Source organism: Bacteroides sp. D20 (genome assembly GCF_003436255.1).
GTDB lineage: Bacteria > Bacteroidota > Bacteroidia > Bacteroidales > Bacteroidaceae > Bacteroides > Bacteroides uniformis.
This window is the reverse complement of the sequence record NZ_QSOO01000009.1, coordinates 39,201-61,235: the sequence shown is the minus strand read 5'-3', so window position 1 is coordinate 61,235 and position 22,035 is coordinate 39,201. Positions and strand designations below refer to the sequence as shown.

Genomic DNA, 22,035 nt, shown 5'->3' with positions numbered 1-22,035 from the left:
GCGTCCCTATTCAATTTTCACGGGAGCTATCGGTTGCCGCTTCACTTTATCGAGGGGAGCTGCATGGTACTCGATGCGCCCGAAGTCTATCTGTCTCAAATCAATGCTTCTGATTGTACTGTTGTACATGGTGCGATAGTAGATGATACCGTTTGTCATATCTGTGGCCGATGTCCATTGGGTGGCACTTGGAATATTGGCAGGAACCTGGCCGAGGGGAAACTCGATGCCTACGGGTATATCAAAGTTATTCAGTATCTGAAAACATTGGAGAACGGTTTCCTGTGCGGTATTCTGTGGTGGTGTAGAAGTCTGGTAGAAAGCGGCACGGATAAAGCGGGAAGGGGGAGTCACATCTCCCGGAATTCCCAAAAAGCCGCTTCCCGAACCGAAAGGGGCTATAGTCACATTGCCTAGCGATTTGCTTTCGGCACTGCCCGGGTAGAGGTTCACATAATTGTTTAAGTTGGTCATCTGCCAGTCAAAGCCGGGGGAGTTTGTCAATACTCCCAGTTTGTTTTCATAGAAACGGGGCTGTCCGTCGATGAACTCCAATACCAGTTGGCGGCCGGTCTTGTCTGCAATCCGCCAATGTACGGTGGAGGCGCGTGGGTCAATGGCTATGACCGTCACATTTTCAATAGCCTCCTTTACCTCGTCCACAGTAGAAAAGCTTCCCAACAGCCATGATACCAATTGTAAATCGGCTATGCTCGACGCTTTTCGTGTGGGGTCGTACTCCTCATATTTGCCATATCCGGGAAAGTAGAACAGCCCGGCGGAGAGCCCGGCTTCATTCAGACCTTCGGCCACGAACTCCTTTTGCTCCACTGCCAGGCCTACGTAGCCATAGCGTGAGGTGAACTCCATGCCGGACAGACTGCCTCCGGGTGTCAGTGATTGTTGCGAATAACCGCGCGGTACGATGACGTACTGGCTGTTCAGCTCACTGCCTCCCCATTCGATGGTGCGGGCTACGACGTGCGCATTGTCTTTGGCCGTCAGGGTGATACCGGTACATGCCTCTGCTGTTTGAGGGGCGAAGGTGAGGGCTGTCATTGCTGCCAGCAGGATAGGAATTCTTTTTGCCATATTATTCAGTTTATATTGTTGAGTATCTGTTTGTATACTAAACAACTCTGTATGGCAAAATGTTCCCTTACCAGAACCGGTACCCCAGCGTAAAGAATGCGGCGAAGTTCTTGGGAAAATATCCTCCTTCTTCCGAATGACCTATCATCTGGTTTATCTGCTCATTGACTTTTACCAGTCCCACTTGTGTCTCTGCACCGATGATGAATCTTCTGTATTCAAAAGTAAGTCCCAGGGCAATACCTGCATCGAAACGGTTGTTACCCATTTTCCCGTCTACCATACTGCCGAAAGTGTCTATCTTGAACTGGTATCCTCCCTGCATACTGCTGCTGCTATAATCGTAGGTCTCGCCGGAGGTCTTGCCTGCCACGCCTATGGCCGCATAAGGGCCGACGCTCAGCGAGGCATGATAATCCCTGCCCAGATGGAGGCGGGCCGCTATCATGAGGGGGATTTGCAGATACAGTTCATGCATTTTGGCCTTGCCGATGTGGCTTATCTCGTCTTTACCGCCGATGGACACAAACTCCAATGCGGATTGCAGCACCCAGGTCTTGTTGAGGACATATTCTGCACCGACACCAGCTTTGTAAGCTATTTGGGTGTCACTACTGGAGTGTTTTCCATGAAAATGGGAGGTACCGATTCCAGCTTTTGCATGAAAGGACAGCGGGCTTTGTGCCAGACCGGTCAGTACGGTCATTGCCATACAGACGGTAATGATTATCTTCTTCTTCATGAGTAAATTTTTCCGTTTTCGGTTATGAGTAATACTGTTAGTTCGCCATTGGGCAGTAAGGGGGCACAGTGCCGGTGACAGAGCTCAATCAGTGCCTTGCCAAACTTTTCCAGCAGCTCTTCGGGAATGATGTCCCAGAGTTCGCGCGCCAGGTTCATCTGTCCGATGGCGGCAAGTGTTTCTTCGCTGCATCCCGTCTGGCGTGCCAGGTCTTGAATGAATTCCTTATTCATGGTCACTTTCTTGCTGTGGGTATCCAGATTGCCTTCGGCCAGTTTCACGGCCTTTCCCATCATCACGCCGAGGGTGACGTGCGGTACTTGCTCTTCGGCTGCTATTTTCAAGGTTTCGCCGATAAAGTTGCCGTAATGCACGAAAGCCTGGGTGGGGAGGTCGGGATAATACGCCTTGATGAAACGTTCGCTCTTTGCACCGGAGCTGATGACGATACGAGGGTTCCGGGTCGCCTTTGCCACTTCCATGGACTTCCGGATGGAATTGACGAAGGCTTCCGAGGAGAATGGCTTCACGATGCCGGAGGTCCCGATAATGGAAATGCCTCCTTCGATACCGAGGCGGGGATTGAAGGTGCGTTTGGCTATTTCTTCTCCACCGGGGATGGAGATGGTAATGAGAATAGGATTGGGCTGTTTGGCAATATGGAGGCGTTCAAGCCATAGCTTGACGTTCTTCTTTATCATTTCGCGCGGGGTGTCGTTGATGGCAGAGCTACCGAGCTCAAGTCCCAGACCGGGCATGGTGACGACACCTACGCCTTCGCCGCCGCAGACGATGATGTTGTAGTCGTCCTGGGGAGTGTCTTCCGGCAGCGGGTCGTCTATGCGGAAAGGTATGGCTATATTGGCCACAACTTTCATCCCGTTGGTGATGTCCGGGTCGTCGCCGGCATCCTTGATGACGGTAGCGCTTGTCTCGAACATGCCGTCACCGTTTTCCAGAAGGTCGGAGTGGGGAATATGGTGCTGAGGCTCTACGGGAACCTGGATGGTTTCTCCGTTGGGAAGAACTACCGGAAATTCCGTAGGACGCTTTTTGAAGTAGATATTGAATACATCCCAGGTGGCGGCTACGGCGGCAGCGGCGGCACATGTTCCGGTGGTCAGTCCGCTGCGCAGGGGGAAGAAGTCGGGTAAATGTTTCTCGATTATGCGGCGCAGGCCATGCTCGCCGTTTACACAGATAAACTTGCCGGATGTCTTGGGGCGGCAGATGGCAAAGATGCGTATACCCAGTTGCCGGGCAGCTTCCACCTTCTCGCAGAATCCACCGGATATCCCGCTTTCTTTGAGGAGGATGGCTTCGGGATGAAGCTGTTTCATCAGGATTTGCTCGTCTTCTCCGGGCGTGTAGTAGTAGAGGTTCTTCTCGGAGAAACCTTGTTCCCGGGCGAGCTTGCGCGAGCTGTCACGGTCAAGGATGCGGAAGTAACAGCAGGCATTCTGCCACAAAGGCTTCAGCTTACCTATGGTCTGTACGCCGGTCAGTGCAAGTAAGATGAAAATCTTTTCTTTCTGTATCTTCTCGATGGCATCGTCATAATCCCTGCACCAGGTGATGTGTTCTTCATCGCGTTCCGGGAAGATACGCTCGAAACGGATGACGGGGATATTCGATTCCACGGAGACTTGTTCCAGAGTCTCATGCAGCTGTGTGGCAAAGGGGTGCGCGGCGTCTATCAGCAGCTTTATGTGATGCTGTGCACAGAATGTTTCTATTTCTATTGCATCCATCGCGCCTTGCAGGCGGATGCCATTATGCAGAAGTACGTCCTGCTCATCCCCTTTGGTAGAATAGTAGAAAGTTTTTCCGGCTTCTTCAAGGGTTTGGATGGCTATGCGTCCTTCGGTGGTTCCGCCAAATATTAATATCATGTTTGAATGTTTATGGGTGATTAATCGTTGATTTATTTCCGGTACAGATGCTTGAACTCGTGTGCATAGAGCCGTGACAGACCTTCACGGTTGCCGATGGCTTCGCCTACGACAATCATGGTTGTCAAGGTGAGGTTATTTTCCTTCACTATTCTGGCAAGGTCTTTGAGTTCCCCCCTGAATATTTGTTCGTCTTTCCATGTCAAGTGGTAGCAGACAGCTACGGGGGTAGTTTCCGGATATTCCTGCAACAGTTCTTCCTGCACCTGCTTCGCAATGCTTGCACTGAGGAAGATGCACATGGTACTTTGTGAGCGTGCCATGAGATGTAGCTTTTCGCGTTCGGGCATGGGCGTACGTCCTTCGCCGCGTGTTAGGATGATGCTTTGCACTTTTTCCGGAATGGTGAACTGCGACTTCAAGGCAGCTGCCGCCGCCTGGAAGGAGGATATGCCGGGGGTGATGTGGTAGCTCATACCGTGCTGGTCAAAGTAGTTCATTTGTTCCTGAATGGCACCATAGATACAAGGGTCACCCGTATGCAGGCGTACGATGAATTTTCCCTTGTCATAGAACTTCTTCATCACTTCAAATTGTTCTTCCAAATCCATGGAAGCGGAGCTGAGTACGGTAGCCCCGGCCTTGGCACAGAGAGTCAGCTCCCTGGGAACGAGACTGCCGGCATACAGAATGAGGTCGGCGCGTTCCAGCATTTGGCGTCCGCGTACGGAAACCAGGTCCGGGTCGCCCGGGCCGGCACCCACTATTTCGATGTGGCCCTGGCGCACAGTTCTTATGTCAAGGGCGGCGGCCACGGTATAGTTCTCTCCTTTCTTCTTGGGCACCAGCAGCCGGGAGTTGTTTGCACTCAGTAAGGCGGCGGCTTCGCTGACGCTGGGGGTACCCATGTGCTTCATGACGGTTTTGCTGGGATGGGGCACCTCTATCTCTGCCAGTTCCTCGGCTGTATAGAAGTAGACCGGGAACTTCTTTTGGAGCGCTTTCACTACCGGTTCGTCACTTTTGGCTTTAATCGTGGAGATGGAGGCGATGCTTTGGGGCATGATACCGTATTCCTTCAGCGTGTTCATAATCTCTTTCTCCACTTTCCGCACAGGGCCTGCCAGCCGGGCAAGGCCGATGCCGAGGTGTACGACACAGGGCACGTAGCATATCATAGGCATTTCCGGGAAGTTGGGGACTTGGGGAGATACGCACAGAATCAGTTTGAAGCGTGAAGGTTTAATGTCCTGCACCCGGTAGAATACTTCTACATGAGGCGGCAGGTGCGCCTCCATCCAGTCCGTACCTTCATTGCGCACCGTGAGCAGCAGGGCGGTGGGCTTGCCGGAAACGAAGAGGCTGATATGCTCGTTCATGCATACTCTTTTTTTCTCTTCGGGCGTCTTGGCAAGTTCTGCCAACAGGAGGGTGGAGGGCTCGGCGTTGATGACCGGAAACCACCCGAAACGTTGGGGCAGGGTATCGAGTCCCCATAGACCGGTGCAGTCGCTTTGCGTGGTGACTACCGGTTCGGCCCCGAGGATATTCGCTACCTGGTGGGTCAGTTCGTTGGCTCCTCCGATGTGTCCGGAAAGTACGGAGATGGCAAATTTACCGGTACTGTCCACGCAAACCACGGCAGGGTCGGTATATTTGTTCTTCACGCAAGGAGCGATGGTGCGGACACAGATTCCCATGGCGCCAATGAAGACAAAGGCATCATAGCGGTTGAAGTTTTCCGCTGTGAATTTGCCGGCGGATTCTATATGTGTGCATCCCTCTTCGTGCCTGAGGGTGAAGATTTCGGAGTCGGGAAGTTCGTTGAGTAGTGATTGGGCTATGCTCAAACCGGCTTCGGAGATTAGAATAATAGCTGTTTTCATAATGGGTATGTTTAAGAAAGCGTGGCTTTCATAATTTCAATGGGGTTATATTCGTTCAAGGCGATATGGGTGGAAGGGTGGAGCACCATTCCGTTCCGCTCGATTCCTCGGCAGAACGCCTCCTTGCTTTCTGCCGATACGGAGTTGAAGACGATGCAGCCTTCGGGGTGCAGCACTTGTTTCACTTTCTCTATCATTTCCTCCAGATGTCCGCCGTGTCCACCGATGAAGACGGCATCGGGGCGGGCAAAGGGAGTGAGGTCGGTGTGCAGGAAATCTCCGGTTACCGCCGTAATGCCCGGTGCGCCGAAGCGGCGGGAGTTGGTGTCCATCAGCTCTTTTCCTTCGGGGCGTATCTCGAAGGAGATGACGGCGAGATGAGGAAATTGCAGGCGGGCTTCGATGGAGACGGAACCGGTACAGAAACCGATGTCCCAGAAGACGCGGCGGCGGTTCAGTTCCAATGCCTGCAGGGTGAGCAGGCGGATGGGAGCCTTGGTTATCATGCGGGCGCGTCCGTCAAGATGTGCAAACTCTTCATCGGGGATGCCGAAGGGACGGACTGGAAAGTCTGGGGCTTCGCTACCGTGCAGGGAGTTTGTGCGGCATTGTCCGGGATGGCTGTCCAGCAGCAGGCAGTTGGGATGTTCGAAGTCACCGGAAACCGCTTCCTGGGGTGTCATCCGGCGTATGCGTTCCTTTTCGGGATTGCCGAGATGCTCGCCGATGTATAGTGTGTAGTGGGAGTACCCGTATTCCAGCATGCGGGCGGCAATGGTGGCCGGGGTATGTTCGCGGTCGGTGAGGATGCCTATTTTGGGGGCACGCTCTATGAGGGCACGGTCGAACTCCTGCCAGGGGCGTCCTGTCAGGGAGACGGTGCGCATGTCGTCATACGGCATGACGAGGCGGTGTGCCAATGTCTGCAAGGAATTGAAAGCGGGATAGAGCAGAATGTCTGCCTCGGGAAGCTTACGCTTTATGGTATTGGCAAAACCGAAGAACAACGGGTCGCCGGACGCGAATACAATGATGGAGTTGTCCGTAGCCGTCTCTTCGAAGCGGGTAAATATTTCTTCATAATGGGAAAAGACACAGTCCAGCGGTACGGTGATGGAAATCCATTCGGCCCCGGCAGGCAGCAGAGGACCGACAATCTCCTTATGCCGTATGCCACCGGAGAAGACCTTCCCCTTCCGTATCTGTGCCAGTGCTTCCGGTGGAAAGAAGGGGGAACGGTTGTCATCCATTCCTATGATTATAAATCTGTGTTTCATTCAACGGGTAATCTTATGAAAATATCAAGTAATGTAAAGGGGCATAACAAGTAATGTTATCGGTCGTAACAAGTAATGTTATGGAATGTCTTTTTTCACTTACACATCCCTGCCCGGGCGCAACTGCTCCGCATCGTTGTAGCACAACACGGAGTTCACCAGCGTGGCAGCCAAGTTGCTGCCTCCCTTACGTCCTTCTACGATAATCTTGGGTATTTCCGTAAAGGGTTTCACCATGTGTTTGGACTCTTGCACATGCACAAAGCCTACCGGTGCGGCAACAATGCCCGCCGGATGTGCCTTGCCCTTACGTATCAGGTCGCAGAGTTCCATAAGTGCCGTAGGTGCATTGCCGAATACAAAGAAAGCATCGGGATGCTCCTCCACAGCCAGGCGGATGCCTGCCTGGGTACGGGTGAGGCCTTTCTCTGCAGCCATCGTCGCCGTGCGCGGGTCGCCGAGGTAACATTTCACCTCTATGCCCAGCCGCTGCAAAGCTCCTTTGCGGATACCGCTGGCTGCCATCGTGACGTCTGTGACAATCGTCTTGATTCCGCCTTTCTCGATGGCTTGATACAAGGAAGCCACGGCACCTTCGTCCGTATGCAGCAGATGCTCCATTTCAAAATCGGCGGTGGTATGTATGGCATGGAGTAAAGCCCATTTATGGTCGAGGGGAATATGCTTGTTCTTCAGTTCCTTTTCGATGGTACGGAAACTGCGAATCATGATGTCTTGCCCGATGCCCGTGGCTTCGGTATTCGTGTCCCGGTAATAGCCGCGCGGAGTGATGAAGGCTCCGTTCCATTCGTAGGACTGTGAGTTGCCTATCAATACGACTGTAAACATATCCACCTCTTCGGGATTGAAATCTCCCAGCGTGGTGATGTGTACCGCTTGTTCCGGGCGTCCTGCCTGGCGCACATATCCCACGGGCGTTTCCGGTGAGCGTCCTTCCTGCAGAAAGAGTTCTTTCAAGCGGTAAAGCTGCCAGTAGCGTCCTTCACTTTTGGGGTTGTAGACTGCCGTCACGAAGTCGGCGGCAGCGGCTGCGGTGATACGTCTTTCAATACGTTCCCAGGGAGTCATCAGGTCTGAAAGGGAGATGACACAGAAGTCATGTCCTACGGGAGCTCCCAGCAGTGAGGCTGCCTTTTGGAAAGCGCTGATGCCCGGCAGCGAAACGATTTCTACGTCGCTGTTCCTTTCCCGCTTCATCTCGTAGACAAGCGGCGTCATACCATAAATGCCCGCATCCCCGGAACTGATGACGCAGACCGTCTTTCCCTGCTCCGCCAGCTCGAAAGCCTGCTCGGCACGGGCGCGCTCACGCTTCATGCCGGTATCTATGCATGCTGTTGAGGGGTGGAGATAAGGGGTTACAAATTGGAAATAGTACTTATATCCCACCACTACATCTGATTCTTGCAAAGCGGAAATTACGGCGGGAGTTATATCCGATTCATTGCCCGGTCCGATGCCGGCAACAATTATTTTGGGGTGTTTCATATCCATATGTTCTATTGGCATACAAAGATAGAACTTATATTTGATGAAACCGAAAAAACTCTGTGTTAATCCGCGTAATCTGTGGTGAATCCTTATTGTCTAAACCTGTAAGTGCCGGTATTCGCTCGGAGTATAGCCTACGTTCTTCTTGAACACGCGGTTGAAGTGCTGCGAATACTGGTATCCCAGCTCATAGGCAATCTGGCTGACCGTCTTCCCGCTTCCTATAATCATTTCTTTGGCCAGGTCGATGATTTTGTTCTGGATATATTCCTGCGCCGTCTTTCCGGTTTCCTTCTTCACCAAATCTCCGAAATAGTTGGAGGAGAGGAACACTTTGTCTGCGAAGTATTTCACGGAAGGCAGTCCTTCGGTCTGCGGTTTGTCGCTCTGGAAATAGTCGTCTATCAGTGCTTCAAATTTCATCAGGATGTCTTTGTTGGCTGCCGAGCGGGTGATGAACTGGCGTTCGTAGAAACGCATGCAGTAGTCCAGCAGTAGCTCGATGTTGCGTGCAATCAGACCCTTGCTGTGCTTGTCGATGGGGCGTTGGATTTCCATCTTAATCTTCTTCAGACAGTCGAGGAAGATTTCTTTCTCGTCTTCGGACAAATGCAGTGCCTCGGTAGAGGAATAGGAAAAGAAGGAATACTGCTTTATTCCCTGTCCCAGCGAGGTGCCTTTTATCAAGTCGGGGTGGAACAGCAGGCCGGAGGCGCTGGGCTGCATACCTTCCAGCATGTTGACCTCGGTCACCTGGCCCGGGGCGAAGCTGGTTACCGTGCCTTCCTGGTAATCGTAATACTGTTTTCCATAGCGTATGTCTCCGCATTTGGTGTTTTTGAGGAAAAGGGCGTATACGCCATAGTTCAAGGTGAAATGCCTGGGATATCCGGTGGCTTCGGACAAATCGACTACGCTGACCAGCGGATGCAGGGTTTCGAGACCGAACATCTTGTTGTATTGGTCTACAGCATTGAGCTTGATTACTTCTTCCATAAACGTTCCTGTTAGTTTTGTACAAATGTAGAGAATAATCCGGAAAGTTCCATATCGCAGGAGGAGGAATCCGTAATATGGTTACAAATGTCCGTAATCTGTGTACATTGAAAAGAGCTACACCCTTTGTCCGGAATGGTGTAGCCATCCGGAGCAAAGGGTGTAGCCTTGGTATGTAAAAGGTGTAGCCCTTTTACGCTTGCTGGTTATCAATCTTTTAGCATAGCTTTGATGTGTTCCATATAGAGCTGGCGGATGGCTTTGTTTTCGCCCAGTCCCTGCATGCGTACATTCACTTGATAGCTTTGCTTTTCAAGTTCCGTCTTCCACACGCCGGCAATGTCTTCCTTGGTATGGTTGCCGCATACCAACAGCAACGGAACCAATGTCACGCTCTTGGGGCGTGTCTCTTTCAGTTGCAGCAGGGTTGCGTCCAGGGTAGGATATCCTTCAATGGTGCTGACGTGGAAGTTCTTCAGTCCATGGGCTTTCATCATGAAGTCGAGCATGGCGTAAGTAGCCGTGCTGGGTAGCTGGTTGCCGTGCCCCACATAGACAATGTCTTCTTTCTTTTCCGGCTGTTCGGCGGTCAGTATACCGATTACCTTCTCGCAGTCTTCGACGGAGTAGAGCAGGGGATTTCCCACTTTTATCTCCTTGAAGAAGGGACGGAGCTTGTCTGCATCCCTGCGGACGGAGGTCATCTCACTGCCTTCTATCAAGGTGGTGCTCTGGACGTAGATGGTCCGGTAGCCTTCGGCGCGAAGTTTCAGCAGTGCATCCGTAGGGCTGTCTTTGTACACACCCTCCTTGGCAAGTCTTTTTCGTACAATCGGCGAGATGTATGCTTCGCGCACTGTAAACTGCGGAAAGGCTTCTTGTGCCTCACGGGTCACGACGTCGAGCGTCAAGGCACGTGTCTGAGGGTCCGAACTGCCATAATGGGTGATGAGCAGAGCCGCCTTCTCCTCTTGTTGTGCGGAGGAGAAGAGGCTGATGCCGAGTAAATAGAGAGTGATGAAAAGATGTTTCATAATTGTTGTTGTTTCTAAATGCGTTATGGAGAGATTATTTTAGTCTGAGTGCCAGGCTGATTACTACCGAACGTCCCGGAGAATACAAGGCGAAGTTCTTGTTCAGCGGGCGGTTGTCCTTCTTGTTGAAGATATTGTCTATGCCGATGCCCGGTTCGATGACAAAGTTGCGGAAGCCGTCGAAGGTATGGCGGGTATTGAGGTTCCAGATGCCGTAGCCCGGAGCATTGCCGTCCGCGTCGCCCGGATAGTAGACTTTGCTTTGCAGACGACCGTTCAAGTTGAGGTTCAAGGTATAGTCGCTCCAGCTGTGTGTATAGTTTCCGGTGATGGTGGCTGTATGGCGTATGCTGCGCTCGATGTTTTGCCATTCGCCTCCTTCGTTCAGACCGCGTCCATAGGCGTAGGTATAGTTTCCGGCCAGGGTGAAGCCCGGGAACAGATTGCCGTTCAAGTTCACTTCAAAGCCTTTGACGGTAGCTTTCTCGAAGTTGAAGTAGTTCTTGACACTTAGGTTTTTCGTGGATGAAAGGTCACCGATTTCGGGGAACTCTTCACGCAACCGGTTCTGCTCTGCTTCCGGTAGGTCATCGAATTTGGTGGATTTGGAAGTTACCATGTTCTTTACGTAGTTCAAGTAGCCGGTGACGGAAGCACTGAAACGGCTGGTGCGGTATTCCATGTTGATGGAGTAATAGTTGCTGCGTTCGGGGTCGAGGTTCTCGTCACCCAATGAGATGGTGGCCCGTGTACCCATTGTCTTCTTGAACATGTGGTAGTAGAGCTCGTCGATGCCCGGAGCACGGAATCCGGCAGCATAGGTGGCACGTACATTGAAGTTGCCTATGTTGTACATGGCTGCCACTTTGGGGGTGAAGCGTCCACCCGTCTGTTCGTGATGGTCGTAGCGTACACCCGCAACACCGGTCAGATGGTTCCATAGCTTCACTTCATGCTGGCCGTAGGCTGATGCCGTATAGACACTTTTGTCCAAATCGGAGTCGGGACGGCGAAGCACTTCACAGCGATAGTCTGCACCGAACACCGTAGTGCTGTTGGTTGTAAAACCGAAGATACCTTTCAACTCGGCATCATGGAATTTCTGAAGCTTGGTAAGCGCATACTGTCCGGGCAGGTATCCGCTGTTTTCTATCAGGTATTTGTAGCGTGATGCGTAATTGTTTCCTGAATAGTCGAACTGGATAACGTTGCGTTTACTCAGTTTGTATTTGGCGCCTGCCCCCCAGTTGTAACCTTCGTAGGTAGTGTTGTACTTGCTTCCGCCGGTGATGTCTTCGCGTTCTACCGGACGTTCGAGTCCGCGGTTATAGTATCCACCGTTGGCATAGAAGGAAAGCTGGTCCGTAGCATCATAGGTAAACTTCTGCGAAAAGTTATTCGAGCTGTAGCCCAGGGAGAGCGGGGCAATCGTTTCGATGATGTCTTCTCCATCTTCTGTCAGACGGCTGTTTTGCCAACCGTCGGAGTGGTCGTATTTATAGGAAGTATAGGACCCTATTTTTCCTTGGGCGATGTCCAGATTCAAGCCTTGGGAGAATTGATTCTTTCTCGTATAGCTGCTATTGCTGCTGAAGGCTACCACATCTTTAGGCTCGTTGGTAATGATATTGATTACACCGCCGATGGCATCCGAACCATAAAGGGAAGAAGCGGCTCCGTTCAGTACCTCGATGCGCTTGACGCGGGTCATGTCTATTTGGTTGAGGTCGATGTTACCGGTAATGTCTCCCGTGACCTTGCGTCCGTTGACCAATATCAGCACGTGCTTGTTGGAGAGTCCGTTCATCATCAGATAGGACCCCATTGCGTTCGGACGGAAGGAGAGCGAGGGTACCATCATGGTCAAGGCCTGCTGGAAGTCGGTGATACCGGCACGCTTTATCTCGTTGGCAGTGATAACCGATACGGGAGACGGGGTATTCTTCAGTCGCTGATGTGTACCTGTACCCGTTACTACCACCGGGTTCAACTCGTGAGTTTTCTTGGTCATATCGTCGCTGTCACCTTTTTCTGCTTGTGCATAGGCACCGGTGGCGATGATTCCTCCCATAAGGAGAGCTGTGAGAAGTCTTTTCTTTATCATATATTGTTTTATTTTATATAACGCTGCAAATGTACATACCATTATCGGAGGGTGAAATACTTAATAGTTGTTATACTGCGATGGCCAAATAGCTATTAATAGGTACTGTATTCCCTTATTCCGGCACATAGATAATCTCTCCATTTTCAAGCTGATAGGCAACTCCCACTTTCTTTCCTCTTTTACCGGAGGTCTTTTGGTCTTCGCTGGGAGTGTATTTCTTGATTTCCTGCCCTTCTTTGGTAATGATTTCCATATTTTCCTTTCCGGGATTCTTCACCATGGTGAAGTCTTCTTTGGAAAACATCTCCGTCATATTGAAGCGGGAGACGAGAGCCACCATCAAGGCTACGGCAAAGACCATCGCTACGTCAAAAAGATTGGCTACCGTACCCATGGGGTCGGAGTCCGAATCGCTGTGCAGTAATCTGTTTCTCTTACTCTTCATAGTTTTCGTATCGTTAGTCCGTTATTCCTTTTCGGCCGTTTGGCGGCTTATCACTTTGTACAGATATTCCAAGTCGTTCATTTCGCGGGCATACCAGCGTTGTTTCACTTGCAGGGTAATGACGCCGACAGCAGCAATGACCAGCCCTACCACTGTAGTGGCAAAAGCCACCTGCATATTGTAGGCCATGGAGGAGATGTCTCCTTGTGCCAGCCCCACCAGTGCGGGACCCATCGGGATGAGGGTACCCATCAGTCCCAACATGGGACCCAGTTTGATGAATGTACGCGAACGTCCCAACTCCTTCTCGGCTTCCATTTCATAGTTGGCAAGCAGGTGTTCGCAGTAGGCAGCGTCGTCCCGGTGTGCGGACAATTTGGACAAGTTGCGGAGGAGAGGGGAGTTGCCTGCCGATGGGAGTTGCTGCAGCAGTCCGTCTATATTCTCTGGGGTGATGTTCTCCAGTGTTTCAGTGAATTGCTTCTGTAAATTCATCCGCTGGTAGAACTCACCGAAGAAACCTCCCGCAAGGATAATGGCACGTAGAAAGAATAGCAGCAGCAGGACTACGACGGGAACCAGCAGCCCGTTTGAAATCCAGAACAGTGTGTTTGAGATTGTTTCCATATATCTTTTTAGTTTTTAATTCTTTAATTTATTTCAATAGCCCGTGGCAATGATGCTCAATATAACAATGAAAATATTAACAATGAACAGTACTTCCAAGCGCAGTGGTTTATCACCGATAGCATGCCGCAGCAGAAGGCTCCCAGCACAAACTGCAAGGAAAGTAACGCCGGCTGCTATCCATGAGAGACTGCCGAAATCTATTCCGGGAAAAGTGAAAAGCAGCAGTGCCAGGACATAGCATATTACTCCGCCTATCAGTATGCCGGGGTATAACTTCAGGAAGAGGGTGACCGCTTGTTTGAAGGCCGTGTTGCGGGTACGCATTTCTGCGAAACAGTCGAAACAGAAAGTTATCATTACGGCGGCTTCCAGAGTGACACATACCGACAAGTTCAACATCTGTGGACGGGAGGCAAAGAAAGCTGCCACCACGGTCTTGGACTGTTCCGTCATCCATGGAGTCACCAGCCACGCAAAAAAGGCATAGCCTGCGGCAACCGTCCACATTCCCCAGCGTGGATAGAACCCCACCTTTAATAGAAAATTGAGGGCGATGAATAGGGCTAACAGATGAATGGCGTATTCCATAATACTCTGTTTCTATTTATTCTTTTTTTCTTTTCTTCAACAGTACGACCAGTCCGATGAAGGTGATGACGACAAGACTGCCTGCAACCACTCCGTTCACCCTGTTCTTACGTACCGTTTGTTCGGAAGTCAGTTTGTGTTCTTTCAGTACGACATCCTTGCCATCGGTTGCGGATGCTTCGTGTACCTCCTTCATGTTCTGGGTATAGGTCTGCTTCTCGCTATTATCCAACTGGTCGGCAACGAACGACTGTAGCTTGTCATTGTCGCAAACGAATTCGGTACAAGCGGCACCTTTTTCGCGTGTGATTTGTGCATGCAGGGAAGCAGTGGTTTTCAGTTGCTCATCAGATGCTTTCCAGTAACCTTTGCGGGCGCTTTCCAGCATGACGGCTGTCATAGCCTGGAATGCGGCGGGATTGACGCGGAGGAAGTACTCGTGAATGCCCAGCTTATTCTCATCCTTTATATACATTCTATACAAGTCATTGAACAGTTCTTTGTCCATGGCCGACGGACGCATGACGTGCCAGCCGAAGATGTTGCGGAAGATTTCGCCGAACATCTGTGCCGAACCTTCCCCGCCTTTCATCCGCTCTTGTATAAAGGTAGGGTTCAAGACGGTGGAACGTGTCTCTACGGCAATGGCCTCTTTGGCATCCTGCATGCGGCGGTTGGTCCGGTTGCGGTAGTCTGCCATATAGGCATCCGGTTCCTTGCCGGTCACGGTTTTGACGGTGAGCGAGAGTCCACCCGTAAATTCGTATACATGATCCAGGGAGATGGGGCCCCATGTGTTACTTTGACGGGGCTGGATGACAACATCCGTTTCGGACAGTGCCGAGGCAAACAAACCTTCCTGGACGTCTCCCCAATTTTCGTCGTCCCCATAAGAGGCACCCATATTGTTGAGGTATCCTTCGGCTATCTCCTTTTCGCTTTCCCACGAGCCGCTGTGCTCGGTATAGGCCATCATACCGGTACTGTATCCGCTGTTGACCGGTCCGAATACACGCATCACAGACATTTCACGGGCACGTTTGGGGGAAGTTCCCTTTTCTACCAGTAATTTTTCCTGCAACAGTGTACCCGATGCCACATAGTTGGGATAGGTCTCATCTCCGGCTTCCGATGTCAGACGTATAGCATCGGTCAGTAACTTCAAGCGGGAACCGGCTATGTCGCGTAGCTGTCCGGACACTTGTACCAGCACATTGATGCGCGGACGCCCCAGTTCTTCACTGGGCACCAGTTTCAGGTCAACCACTCTGCCTTGGGCGTCGCGTACGGGTTCTACTCCCAGCATCCAGAATACCTGGGCCAGCGTAGCTCCTTCCGTATTGATGAATTCGCCTGCCCAGAAGGTATAGCTTACTTTCCGGGGATATTCGCCGTGCTTGCTGATGTACTGTTTTAAAGTCGCTTCTGCCAATCGCTTTCCATCTTCCCAAGCCCTTGGGTTGGGAGTATTCTCGGCGTTGATGCTGTACATGTTGCGTCCGGTGGGCAGAACGTTCGGGTTCAGTACGGGGTCACCTCCCGGCGCAGGGAATACGGTTCCTCCGCTGAGTGCACGCACCATGGCATTCTGTTCGTTGACGGGGGAGGCAAGCAACTGTTCGCGATAGAGTAGGGCGGGGCGAAGCTCCGGTGCTACAGATGCAGTATCCTTGGGTGGATTCTGGAGTAAGGCGGTCAGCCTTTTCCTGGCGGCAGGCAAGTAGTGGTGGGCTATATAGGTGAAGTCTTGCAACTGCTCTGTGGTGATTTTGCCTTTATCGCGGTCCTTGCGGGCCGTTTCGTATGCCAGCGGGTCGGCAGCGACGGCGAGAGTGGTAGTCAGCAGGTCGCGGTCAGAATAAGGCTCGTTCATGGTGTAGTACGCACCCAGTATCTTTTCGTTGGCTATCTCTTCGGTGAAGGCATCCAGACGTTCCAACTCCTTGGTTGTGTAGGGGTCACTGGAGATGGAGTCGAGGTTGAGGTCGCGATGCAGTCCCAGACGCATGGCTTCTTTTTTGATACTTATTCCTAGGGTTCGGTGTTTTTCGGTACCTTCGTCCAGCACTTTGTGAATATCTTCGAGCAAGGCCGAATAGCGTTGGCGCATACCGCTCTCCACGTAGGGCGGAGTGAGATGGGTGACCAGTACGGCATGTGTCCGGCGTTTGGCAATGATACCCTCGCCTACGTTTCCGGTGGTATAGAAATAGAAGTGGGGGAGGTTACCAATCAGTACATCCGACCAGTCGGCCTGCGACTGTGCCACATTCTTTCCGGGCGTGTATTCCAAGTTGCCGTGGGTGCCGAAGTGAATCACTGCATCTGCCTTGAATCCTTTTTGCATATACAGATAAGGAGCCAGGTAGCTGTGGGGCGGCGCTACCGGCATTCCATGCACCAGTTTGAACTCATCATCTCCCAATGCCGGGCGGGGCTGGGGGAAGAGTAGGATATTGCCGAATTGCAAGCAGGCAATGGCAATACTGTCCTCTGTTACCAGCAGATTGCCGGGCGCATCTCCATATCTGTCTGTTACTTCCTGATATTTCTCGGGAAGGAGTACTTCGTGTGCCCATTGTTCGTATTGCTCGGTAGAAAGCCATATCGGGTGTGCCGTTTTCAAAAACTGTTCTTGTGCTCCTTTGGCATACGAACCCATGACGGCACCGTCACGATGTATCCGCTTGCCGAACTCCTCTACAGTAGCAGGCAGTCCACTGACGTCGTACCCTTCCGAACGCAGGCGTTTCAAGAAGTTATAGAGTGAAGGAATCACTTCCATACCGCTTGCCAGCAGGGCGTCTTTTCCCGGAGTCTTGAAGTAACAGATAGCAACGCGCTTTTCTTTGTTGGACATGTCTCTCAAGGACATGTACTTGGTAATATGGTCCACTACGGCATCTATCCGTTCATTTTCAGCGGTGTACAGATAGTATCCGTGTTTGTTTTCGTTTTGGGTAGCGATGCAGAGGGGTAGCATGCCTCCATCTATCTCAGGCACCACTACACGGGCGGTCAGTGTGCCACCGCTGACGGGGGTATCCGGGTCCAGCCATTCCTCGTGGGGCTGAATCAGCGGGAAGGGCATGAATAAAGGAATGTTTTCCTGGTGCAGCCAGTTGATGAGTGAGTCATTGCCCAGCCGTCCCATAGGCAGGTAGACTACTGCATCGGGATGGAGGGTACGTATCATATCGGCACGCGGTTGACCTCCGGCTGTGAAAGGATAGACATTGAAGCCTGCTTGTGTCAAGCACGTGATGAGGGAATCTACGTGGGCACGGTTTCCTTCCATCGGAAAGTTGAGTCCGGAAATCAGGGCAAGGTTGCGTCCGTCCTCATGGTAGAGATTTTTTTCTTTCAGATAGGCGGTCACCTCTTGCGGAGTACTGAAGTAGCGGCCGTATTCGCGGTGGTAGAACATGTTCTCCAGCAATGGGATGGGAGGCTCGTAATCCTGGTGTCCCCACCGGTGGGGAGTGGCGATGTGGCGCAGGTAGAGTAAGGCATTCCGGTAGTTGTGCTTGTTGCCGTTCTTGAGATACTCCCGTAGCGTATGCTGTTGTTCATTGGTAACATTGTGATTGAGGGAGAGGGTGAAATTTCGTAACGTATTCGTAAAGACTGGTACTCCGCTGGCACCCACCCGTTCCACTTCGGCAATCTGGCCGTCGTCAAGGTATAGCCCTCTGCTGTACATCACGATGGCATCATAGCCGGAAAGGTCCTTCACCTCTTCTTTTTTTATGCAGGTGACTTCTATCCGGGCGCAGTCATTGTTCAGGGCAATGTCGGCAGCTTGTGCCAGGGTTGCGTTGATAATAAGTATACGTGTAGGAGCAAGCCAGTACTGATAGGCCGCAAAGCTGCAGACAATCAATAGGGCTATGCTGCCGAGGAATATTCCAAGTCTTTTCTTATTCATACAAGTTTATTCTCGTTAATAGCGTTTTTGTCTTTTACAACATTTTCTTCTTATATAATTCACACTTAACGCCACACCCGTGATGCAAACGGCTGTACCTCCAAGCAGCAATACCCAAAGCACAGTCTTGCGCAGGGTGGCATTGGAGTTCAGACCGGGCAGACGCATGCGGTGCAGGGCTGTATAGCTCCAGTATTTCCAGCGGGAGGAGGTGTCTACATGGCGGATGATTCCCGTTTCCGGGTGAATGTAATAGACGCTCCGGTCCGGGTCGTCCACCGTTATCTTCCAGACGGGAAGCTGGGGTCGTCCGCGATACATATTGCTCATGTCGCGATAGTAGGTCTCGAAATGTTCGAGCCGGGAGATACGTATGCCGGGGATATGTTGTGAAGAATCACGCTGGGAGGTATAAATGCTTTCCACGCCTTTCAGGATTTCTTCTTCGGAGAGTTGTAACGGACGCGGCAGGCTGTCGGCGGCATCGATGTAATACTCGTTTTTTCTATCTTTTACGATGTAGTAGGGATGTTCGCGGAAGTTGCGCCACTCTATCTGCAAAGCTTGGGGATAGGCAGCTATGACACGGCGGTAGTCCAGGGGGTAATCCTCCGGTTGTGGGGCACGGGCATGGAGCGTGCGTGTGGCGCTGCCTTTCTTCAGTGCCGGTTTATGAATCCATTCGGGAATGTCTGCCAAAGACATCATGCCGCTGAAGGTGAAGGTCAGTACGAAGATGCCGAAAAATATTCCGCTGACGTAGTGCCAGTGATACCATCTTTTTCGGTAGGGGGAGAACTTGGGATGGCGGCTTCGGTGCGTCTTACGCCATACATCTACGGTCACCCAAATGCCGGCAATGACCATGAGACAACCCAGAGCTGTGAGCCAGATGACGGTCTTAGTCCAAAGGACGGTGTCCTGCCGCAGCCAGGTGAAGTATACCCAGTGGGGAATGGCACCCAGCCATGCCCAGAAGCGTTCGCTTCTGTTGGAGAACTGTAAGGCCTCACCGTTTTGTGAACTCAGATAGAGCTGTGTCCCGGCATCATCGGCAAAGTATATTTTATAAATGGGCATTTCCTTTTTCAGTTCAGCGAAGGGAATCCATTGGTCCAGAGAGTGGAGGGTGTCGATGCGGGTAATGGGAGAAGAACACCACAAAGCTGCTGTTCGGTGCAGGTGCTCGCTGTCCAAAGAGGGTCGTGAGATGGTGGAATCGGCAAGGAAATGAAACGTGCCTTTTGTGGTACTAAAGCTGAACTCGGGGTGTCCGGCATTGAGGTTCAGTATCGTAGACCTGACCTTTACGCCACGGGGCAGGCGGGCTGTGACGGAGGAGATGTCCGGAAGTGAGTCTCCGGCTTGGGAGAGCATTTCCAGCTTTTGCATTTTCTCCTTGGCGCTGACACGGGGAAAACGGTGGTACATCATCACGAAGGCGGAGAGGAACCACATAAGAAATAGGATACAGAGCAAAGTGCCCAGTATCCTATGAATAGAGTACATCAGTTTGGTGATAACATTCATTGTCGTTCGCGTTTTTCCTGCAAAAGTACAAGATGATTCAAGAACACTAAATACCCACTAATGGGTATATTATTCAGTGTCTTTTCCGGCAGCATAGGCCGCCTTCTTCGTCATGATGTCCAGCATGCGGTGCTTCAGTCCGAAACGGATATGGTCAATGAATATTTCTTGAATTTCCGGAATTTGTCCCAGTCCTTCCAGTTGTGCACTGACGGTGAAGCCTTCTTTCTCGAGCATCTCCTTCCACTCTCCGGCAATGTCGTTTTTGGCATGGTCTCCGGCAACAAACATGAAGGGGATGAGGGTCACACGTTTGGCTTTCCCGGCTTTCAGTTGTGCCAGCATGGTGTCAAAGGTAGGATAACCTTCGATGGTGCCCACATGGAAATTGGTCAGTCCGCCTGCTTTCAGCATATAGTCCATCTGACTGTAGATGGCAGTGGCAGGAGTATAAGTGCCGTGGCCCACAAGCACGAAGTTTTCTTTGGCAGCCTTTTTGCCTTGTGCCGGGACGTTGTAGCGGTTGCCCAGAATATCTGCCACCTTCTCTGCATCTTCTATAGAGTAGAGCAGGGGAGTACCTACGCGTATTTCCTTGAAGAAGGGCAGTGCGCTTTCCACATCCCGGAGGAGTGATTCCATTTCTACTCCGTCAATGATGTTGGTGCTCTGCACGATGAGGTGTGTGTAACCTTCGCTGCGCAGTTTCAGCATGGCATCCAGTGGAGTCAGCTTCGTGGTGCCGCGCTCTTTCAAGCGGCGGATAATGATGCGCGACGTATAGGCTTCTTGGAACTTCAACTCCGGGAAGGCAGCTTGTGCCTTGGCGTTGATGGCATCAATGGTGAGGGCACGGGTATCGTCATGCGTAGTGCCGAAGTGCACCATGAGCAGGGCGGCCTTGTCACCGGGTTTCATACTTGCAAGCATATCGCTGTGCTCGTAATTGCCTCCCCCGTGCGCATGGCAGAGGAGGAGGAAATTACAAAGGAATAAAAAGACAAACAAATTCTTCATAAATACTGATGCTTGTTTTAATCGTTCTCTATGACACGTATCATATCGAAGTAGAAGCGTCCGTCCACTTCGGCTCCTTTCTCTACATTACCGGTCTTGATGTCATAGATGTAGATAACGGCGTTGGCATCTTCTTCAGTGTTTACACCAATGTATGCTTTGTTGTTGAAGATGACAGAACGCTGTGAGAAGCGACCGCCGCTGTAACCGATTTCCTTGCCATCATAGCTTAAGCGTGTCTTGGTTCCGGTGGCAAGGTCGATGACGGTATAGTAGTGTGAGAATGCATCGATAGCTGTAGGCTTTTTGATTCCTGCAGCAGCTGCTTTATCGCTGATAGGAGCTTTGTCATTGCGAGCATAGACCAAAGCTTTGTTGTTTCCTAAATACTGAACTGTCATCAACTTACCGTCTGCATTTTGATAACCGTTGTAGGAAGTGTCAAATTCTGTTGCGCCTACCTTAATGCGTAGTAGCATCCCCTTTTCAATACCACTTGCCTCTTCATGGAAACAAGCCAGGTAGAGGTTGTCTGCTTCGTCATACATCACGCAGTTTTGCATCAGCTCTCCATAGGCACTTCCTGCCATTTCACCTTCAACGGGAGATTTGATGTCTTTTTCTACTTCCATAGTTACCGGATTGATGATGGCTGTGTGGAAATTAGGCTCTTGTTCGCTTGCAATTGTCAGACCGGCTTTTTCTTTCCAATAATAGAAGTAGTACAATCTATTGTCCGATTTGCGGTAGGTAAGGATACCGGAGCTTGTCAGCTTGGTCCAGTTGGTAGGATCAGGTATGTTCAGAGTACCTTCATCGAGGATTGTCAGGTCTTTTGCGTTCAGCTTTGTATAAATCACTTGGTCTTTCCCGCCATTGGTAGACATGATGATGAGTGTATTGTCGTCAATCCAGGCATGTGTGTAGGCACGCACCTTATAGCTGTTGGTCTTGAAGGGACGTTCTGCAATTACCTGAACAGCATTGTTCTTGATTTGATATTTCACGAAACGGTCATTGGTTGCGGGAATCTGGTAGTAATATTTTCCTTTAGAGATAGTCTCCATGGAGTAATCTCCCAGTTCCGAACCTTCTCTTTTCACAGTGATGACACCCTGCTCTGCGGCCAATGAGTTGACGCTATGGACGATAGTGGTATTCTTGCTACTCATCCCGCCGTGCTTGTCTACGGTTACAAATAGGTCGAAGTGATAGTTATCCTCATTGACTTCCGGGTCCGGATTAGGATTAGGTTCCGGGTCATCATCGGAACACGCTGTGAATGACAGTGCCATCATGGCAGCCATAAAGGCAATCAGTGTAAATTTGAATTTTCTCATTTTGAATGAATTATTAAAT

The 22,035-nt window shown here is 51.2% G+C and carries 16 protein-coding genes; all 16 read right to left on the bottom strand.

What is annotated here, in order from left to right; all coding sequences use genetic code 11:
• Nucleotides 1-6 precede the first annotated feature (6 nt).
• The 16 genes from DXD78_RS10900 to DXD78_RS10825 all read right to left on the bottom strand — a co-directional run bounded on the left by DXD78_RS10900 (nucleotide 7) and on the right by DXD78_RS10825 (nucleotide 22,016).
• A complete protein-coding gene (locus tag DXD78_RS10900; protein ID WP_005829400.1) occupies nucleotides 7-1,092 on the bottom strand; it encodes a linear amide C-N hydrolase in 1,086 nt (361 codons plus the stop codon).
• Nucleotides 1,093-1,159: 67 nt separating this feature from the next.
• Nucleotides 1,160-1,834 carry an outer membrane beta-barrel protein gene (locus tag DXD78_RS10895; protein ID WP_009038553.1) on the bottom strand — a complete coding sequence of 225 codons (675 nt, stop codon included), beginning with the start codon at nucleotides 1,832-1,834 and terminating at the stop codon, nucleotides 1,160-1,162.
• Nucleotides 1,831-3,726, bottom strand: coding sequence for a cobalt-precorrin-5B (C(1))-methyltransferase CbiD (cbiD, locus tag DXD78_RS10890; RefSeq protein WP_009038552.1), 1,896 nt, complete (start codon nucleotides 3,724-3,726; stop codon nucleotides 1,831-1,833). Before cbiD ends, DXD78_RS10895 begins: the two co-directional genes overlap by 4 nt.
• A gap of 32 nt (nucleotides 3,727-3,758) precedes the next feature.
• The gene (gene cobM, locus DXD78_RS10885) at nucleotides 3,759-5,612 is read right to left on the bottom strand and encodes a precorrin-4 C(11)-methyltransferase (protein WP_009038551.1); all 1,854 of its coding nucleotides are present in this window, start codon (nucleotides 5,610-5,612) and stop codon (nucleotides 3,759-3,761) included.
• 11 nt (nucleotides 5,613-5,623) lie between these two features.
• Nucleotides 5,624-6,889, bottom strand: coding sequence for a bifunctional cobalt-precorrin-7 (C(5))-methyltransferase/cobalt-precorrin-6B (C(15))-methyltransferase (locus DXD78_RS10880; protein ID WP_034529813.1), 1,266 nt, complete (start codon nucleotides 6,887-6,889; stop codon nucleotides 5,624-5,626).
• A gap of 99 nt (nucleotides 6,890-6,988) precedes the next feature.
• Nucleotides 6,989-8,398: a precorrin-3B C(17)-methyltransferase gene (gene cobJ / locus DXD78_RS10875; protein WP_034529850.1), complete on the bottom strand. Its 1,410-nt coding sequence runs from the start codon at nucleotides 8,396-8,398 to the stop codon at nucleotides 6,989-6,991.
• Nucleotides 8,399-8,497: 99 nt separating this feature from the next.
• Complete coding sequence (locus DXD78_RS10870) at nucleotides 8,498-9,397, bottom strand: AraC family transcriptional regulator (RefSeq protein WP_005836667.1); 900 nt, start codon at nucleotides 9,395-9,397, stop codon at nucleotides 8,498-8,500.
• Between the two features lie 209 nt (nucleotides 9,398-9,606).
• On the bottom strand, nucleotides 9,607-10,431 hold the full coding sequence (locus DXD78_RS10865) for a sirohydrochlorin cobaltochelatase (protein ID WP_005836669.1): 825 nt from the start codon (nucleotides 10,429-10,431) through the stop codon (nucleotides 9,607-9,609).
• A gap of 34 nt (nucleotides 10,432-10,465) precedes the next feature.
• On the bottom strand, nucleotides 10,466-12,535 hold the full coding sequence (locus DXD78_RS10860; protein ID WP_034529811.1) for a TonB-dependent siderophore receptor: 2,070 nt from the start codon (nucleotides 12,533-12,535) through the stop codon (nucleotides 10,466-10,468).
• A gap of 115 nt (nucleotides 12,536-12,650) precedes the next feature.
• Nucleotides 12,651-12,983: a DUF2149 domain-containing protein gene (locus DXD78_RS10855; protein ID WP_005829376.1), complete on the bottom strand. Its 333-nt coding sequence runs from the start codon at nucleotides 12,981-12,983 to the stop codon at nucleotides 12,651-12,653.
• 21 nt (nucleotides 12,984-13,004) lie between these two features.
• Complete coding sequence (locus tag DXD78_RS10850; protein ID WP_008663407.1) at nucleotides 13,005-13,610, bottom strand: MotA/TolQ/ExbB proton channel family protein; 606 nt, start codon at nucleotides 13,608-13,610, stop codon at nucleotides 13,005-13,007.
• Nucleotides 13,611-13,643: 33 nt separating this feature from the next.
• A complete protein-coding gene (locus tag DXD78_RS10845) occupies nucleotides 13,644-14,201 on the bottom strand; it encodes a hypothetical protein (RefSeq protein WP_008663409.1) in 558 nt (185 codons plus the stop codon).
• A 16-nt stretch (nucleotides 14,202-14,217) separates the two neighbouring features.
• Complete coding sequence (locus tag DXD78_RS10840; protein ID WP_009038547.1) at nucleotides 14,218-18,129, bottom strand: cobaltochelatase subunit CobN; 3,912 nt, start codon at nucleotides 18,127-18,129, stop codon at nucleotides 14,218-14,220.
• Between the two features lie 15 nt (nucleotides 18,130-18,144).
• Nucleotides 18,145-19,659, bottom strand: coding sequence for a PepSY domain-containing protein (locus DXD78_RS10835; protein ID WP_034529807.1), 1,515 nt, complete (start codon nucleotides 19,657-19,659; stop codon nucleotides 18,145-18,147).
• Nucleotides 19,660-19,728: 69 nt separating this feature from the next.
• On the bottom strand, nucleotides 19,729-20,676 hold the full coding sequence (locus DXD78_RS10830; RefSeq protein ID WP_009038545.1) for a sirohydrochlorin cobaltochelatase: 948 nt from the start codon (nucleotides 20,674-20,676) through the stop codon (nucleotides 19,729-19,731).
• A 17-nt stretch (nucleotides 20,677-20,693) separates the two neighbouring features.
• A complete protein-coding gene (locus tag DXD78_RS10825) occupies nucleotides 20,694-22,016 on the bottom strand; it encodes a hypothetical protein (protein ID WP_008663413.1) in 1,323 nt (440 codons plus the stop codon).
• Between the last annotated feature and the right edge of the window lie 19 nt (nucleotides 22,017-22,035).

Bases quoted from the DNA above. Each gene is read 5' to 3' on its own strand.
- DXD78_RS10900 (WP_005829400.1), bottom strand. From the start codon at position 1,092: ATGGCAAAAAGAATTCCTATCCTGCTGGCAGCAATGACAGCCCTCACC.
- DXD78_RS10895 (WP_009038553.1), bottom strand. From the start codon at position 1,834: ATGAAGAAGAAGATAATCATTACCGTCTGTATGGCAATGACCGTACTG.
- cbiD (WP_009038552.1), bottom strand. From the start codon at position 3,726: ATGATATTAATATTTGGCGGAACCACCGAAGGACGCATAGCCATCCAA.
- cobM (WP_009038551.1), bottom strand. From the start codon at position 5,612: ATGAAAACAGCTATTATTCTAATCTCCGAAGCCGGTTTGAGCATAGCC.
- DXD78_RS10880 (WP_034529813.1), bottom strand. From the start codon at position 6,889: ATGAAACACAGATTTATAATCATAGGAATGGATGACAACCGTTCCCCC.
- cobJ (WP_034529850.1), bottom strand. From the start codon at position 8,398: ATGAAACACCCCAAAATAATTGTTGCCGGCATCGGACCGGGCAATGAA.
- DXD78_RS10870 (WP_005836667.1), bottom strand. From the start codon at position 9,397: ATGGAAGAAGTAATCAAGCTCAATGCTGTAGACCAATACAACAAGATG.
- DXD78_RS10865 (WP_005836669.1), bottom strand. From the start codon at position 10,431: ATGAAACATCTTTTCATCACTCTCTATTTACTCGGCATCAGCCTCTTC.
- DXD78_RS10860 (WP_034529811.1), bottom strand. From the start codon at position 12,535: ATGATAAAGAAAAGACTTCTCACAGCTCTCCTTATGGGAGGAATCATC.
- DXD78_RS10855 (WP_005829376.1), bottom strand. From the start codon at position 12,983: ATGAAGAGTAAGAGAAACAGATTACTGCACAGCGATTCGGACTCCGAC.
- DXD78_RS10850 (WP_008663407.1), bottom strand. From the start codon at position 13,610: ATGGAAACAATCTCAAACACACTGTTCTGGATTTCAAACGGGCTGCTG.
- DXD78_RS10845 (WP_008663409.1), bottom strand. From the start codon at position 14,201: ATGGAATACGCCATTCATCTGTTAGCCCTATTCATCGCCCTCAATTTT.
- DXD78_RS10840 (WP_009038547.1), bottom strand. From the start codon at position 18,129: ATGAATAAGAAAAGACTTGGAATATTCCTCGGCAGCATAGCCCTATTG.
- DXD78_RS10835 (WP_034529807.1), bottom strand. From the start codon at position 19,659: ATGAATGTTATCACCAAACTGATGTACTCTATTCATAGGATACTGGGC.
- DXD78_RS10830 (WP_009038545.1), bottom strand. From the start codon at position 20,676: ATGAAGAATTTGTTTGTCTTTTTATTCCTTTGTAATTTCCTCCTCCTC.
- DXD78_RS10825 (WP_008663413.1), bottom strand. From the start codon at position 22,016: ATGAGAAAATTCAAATTTACACTGATTGCCTTTATGGCTGCCATGATG.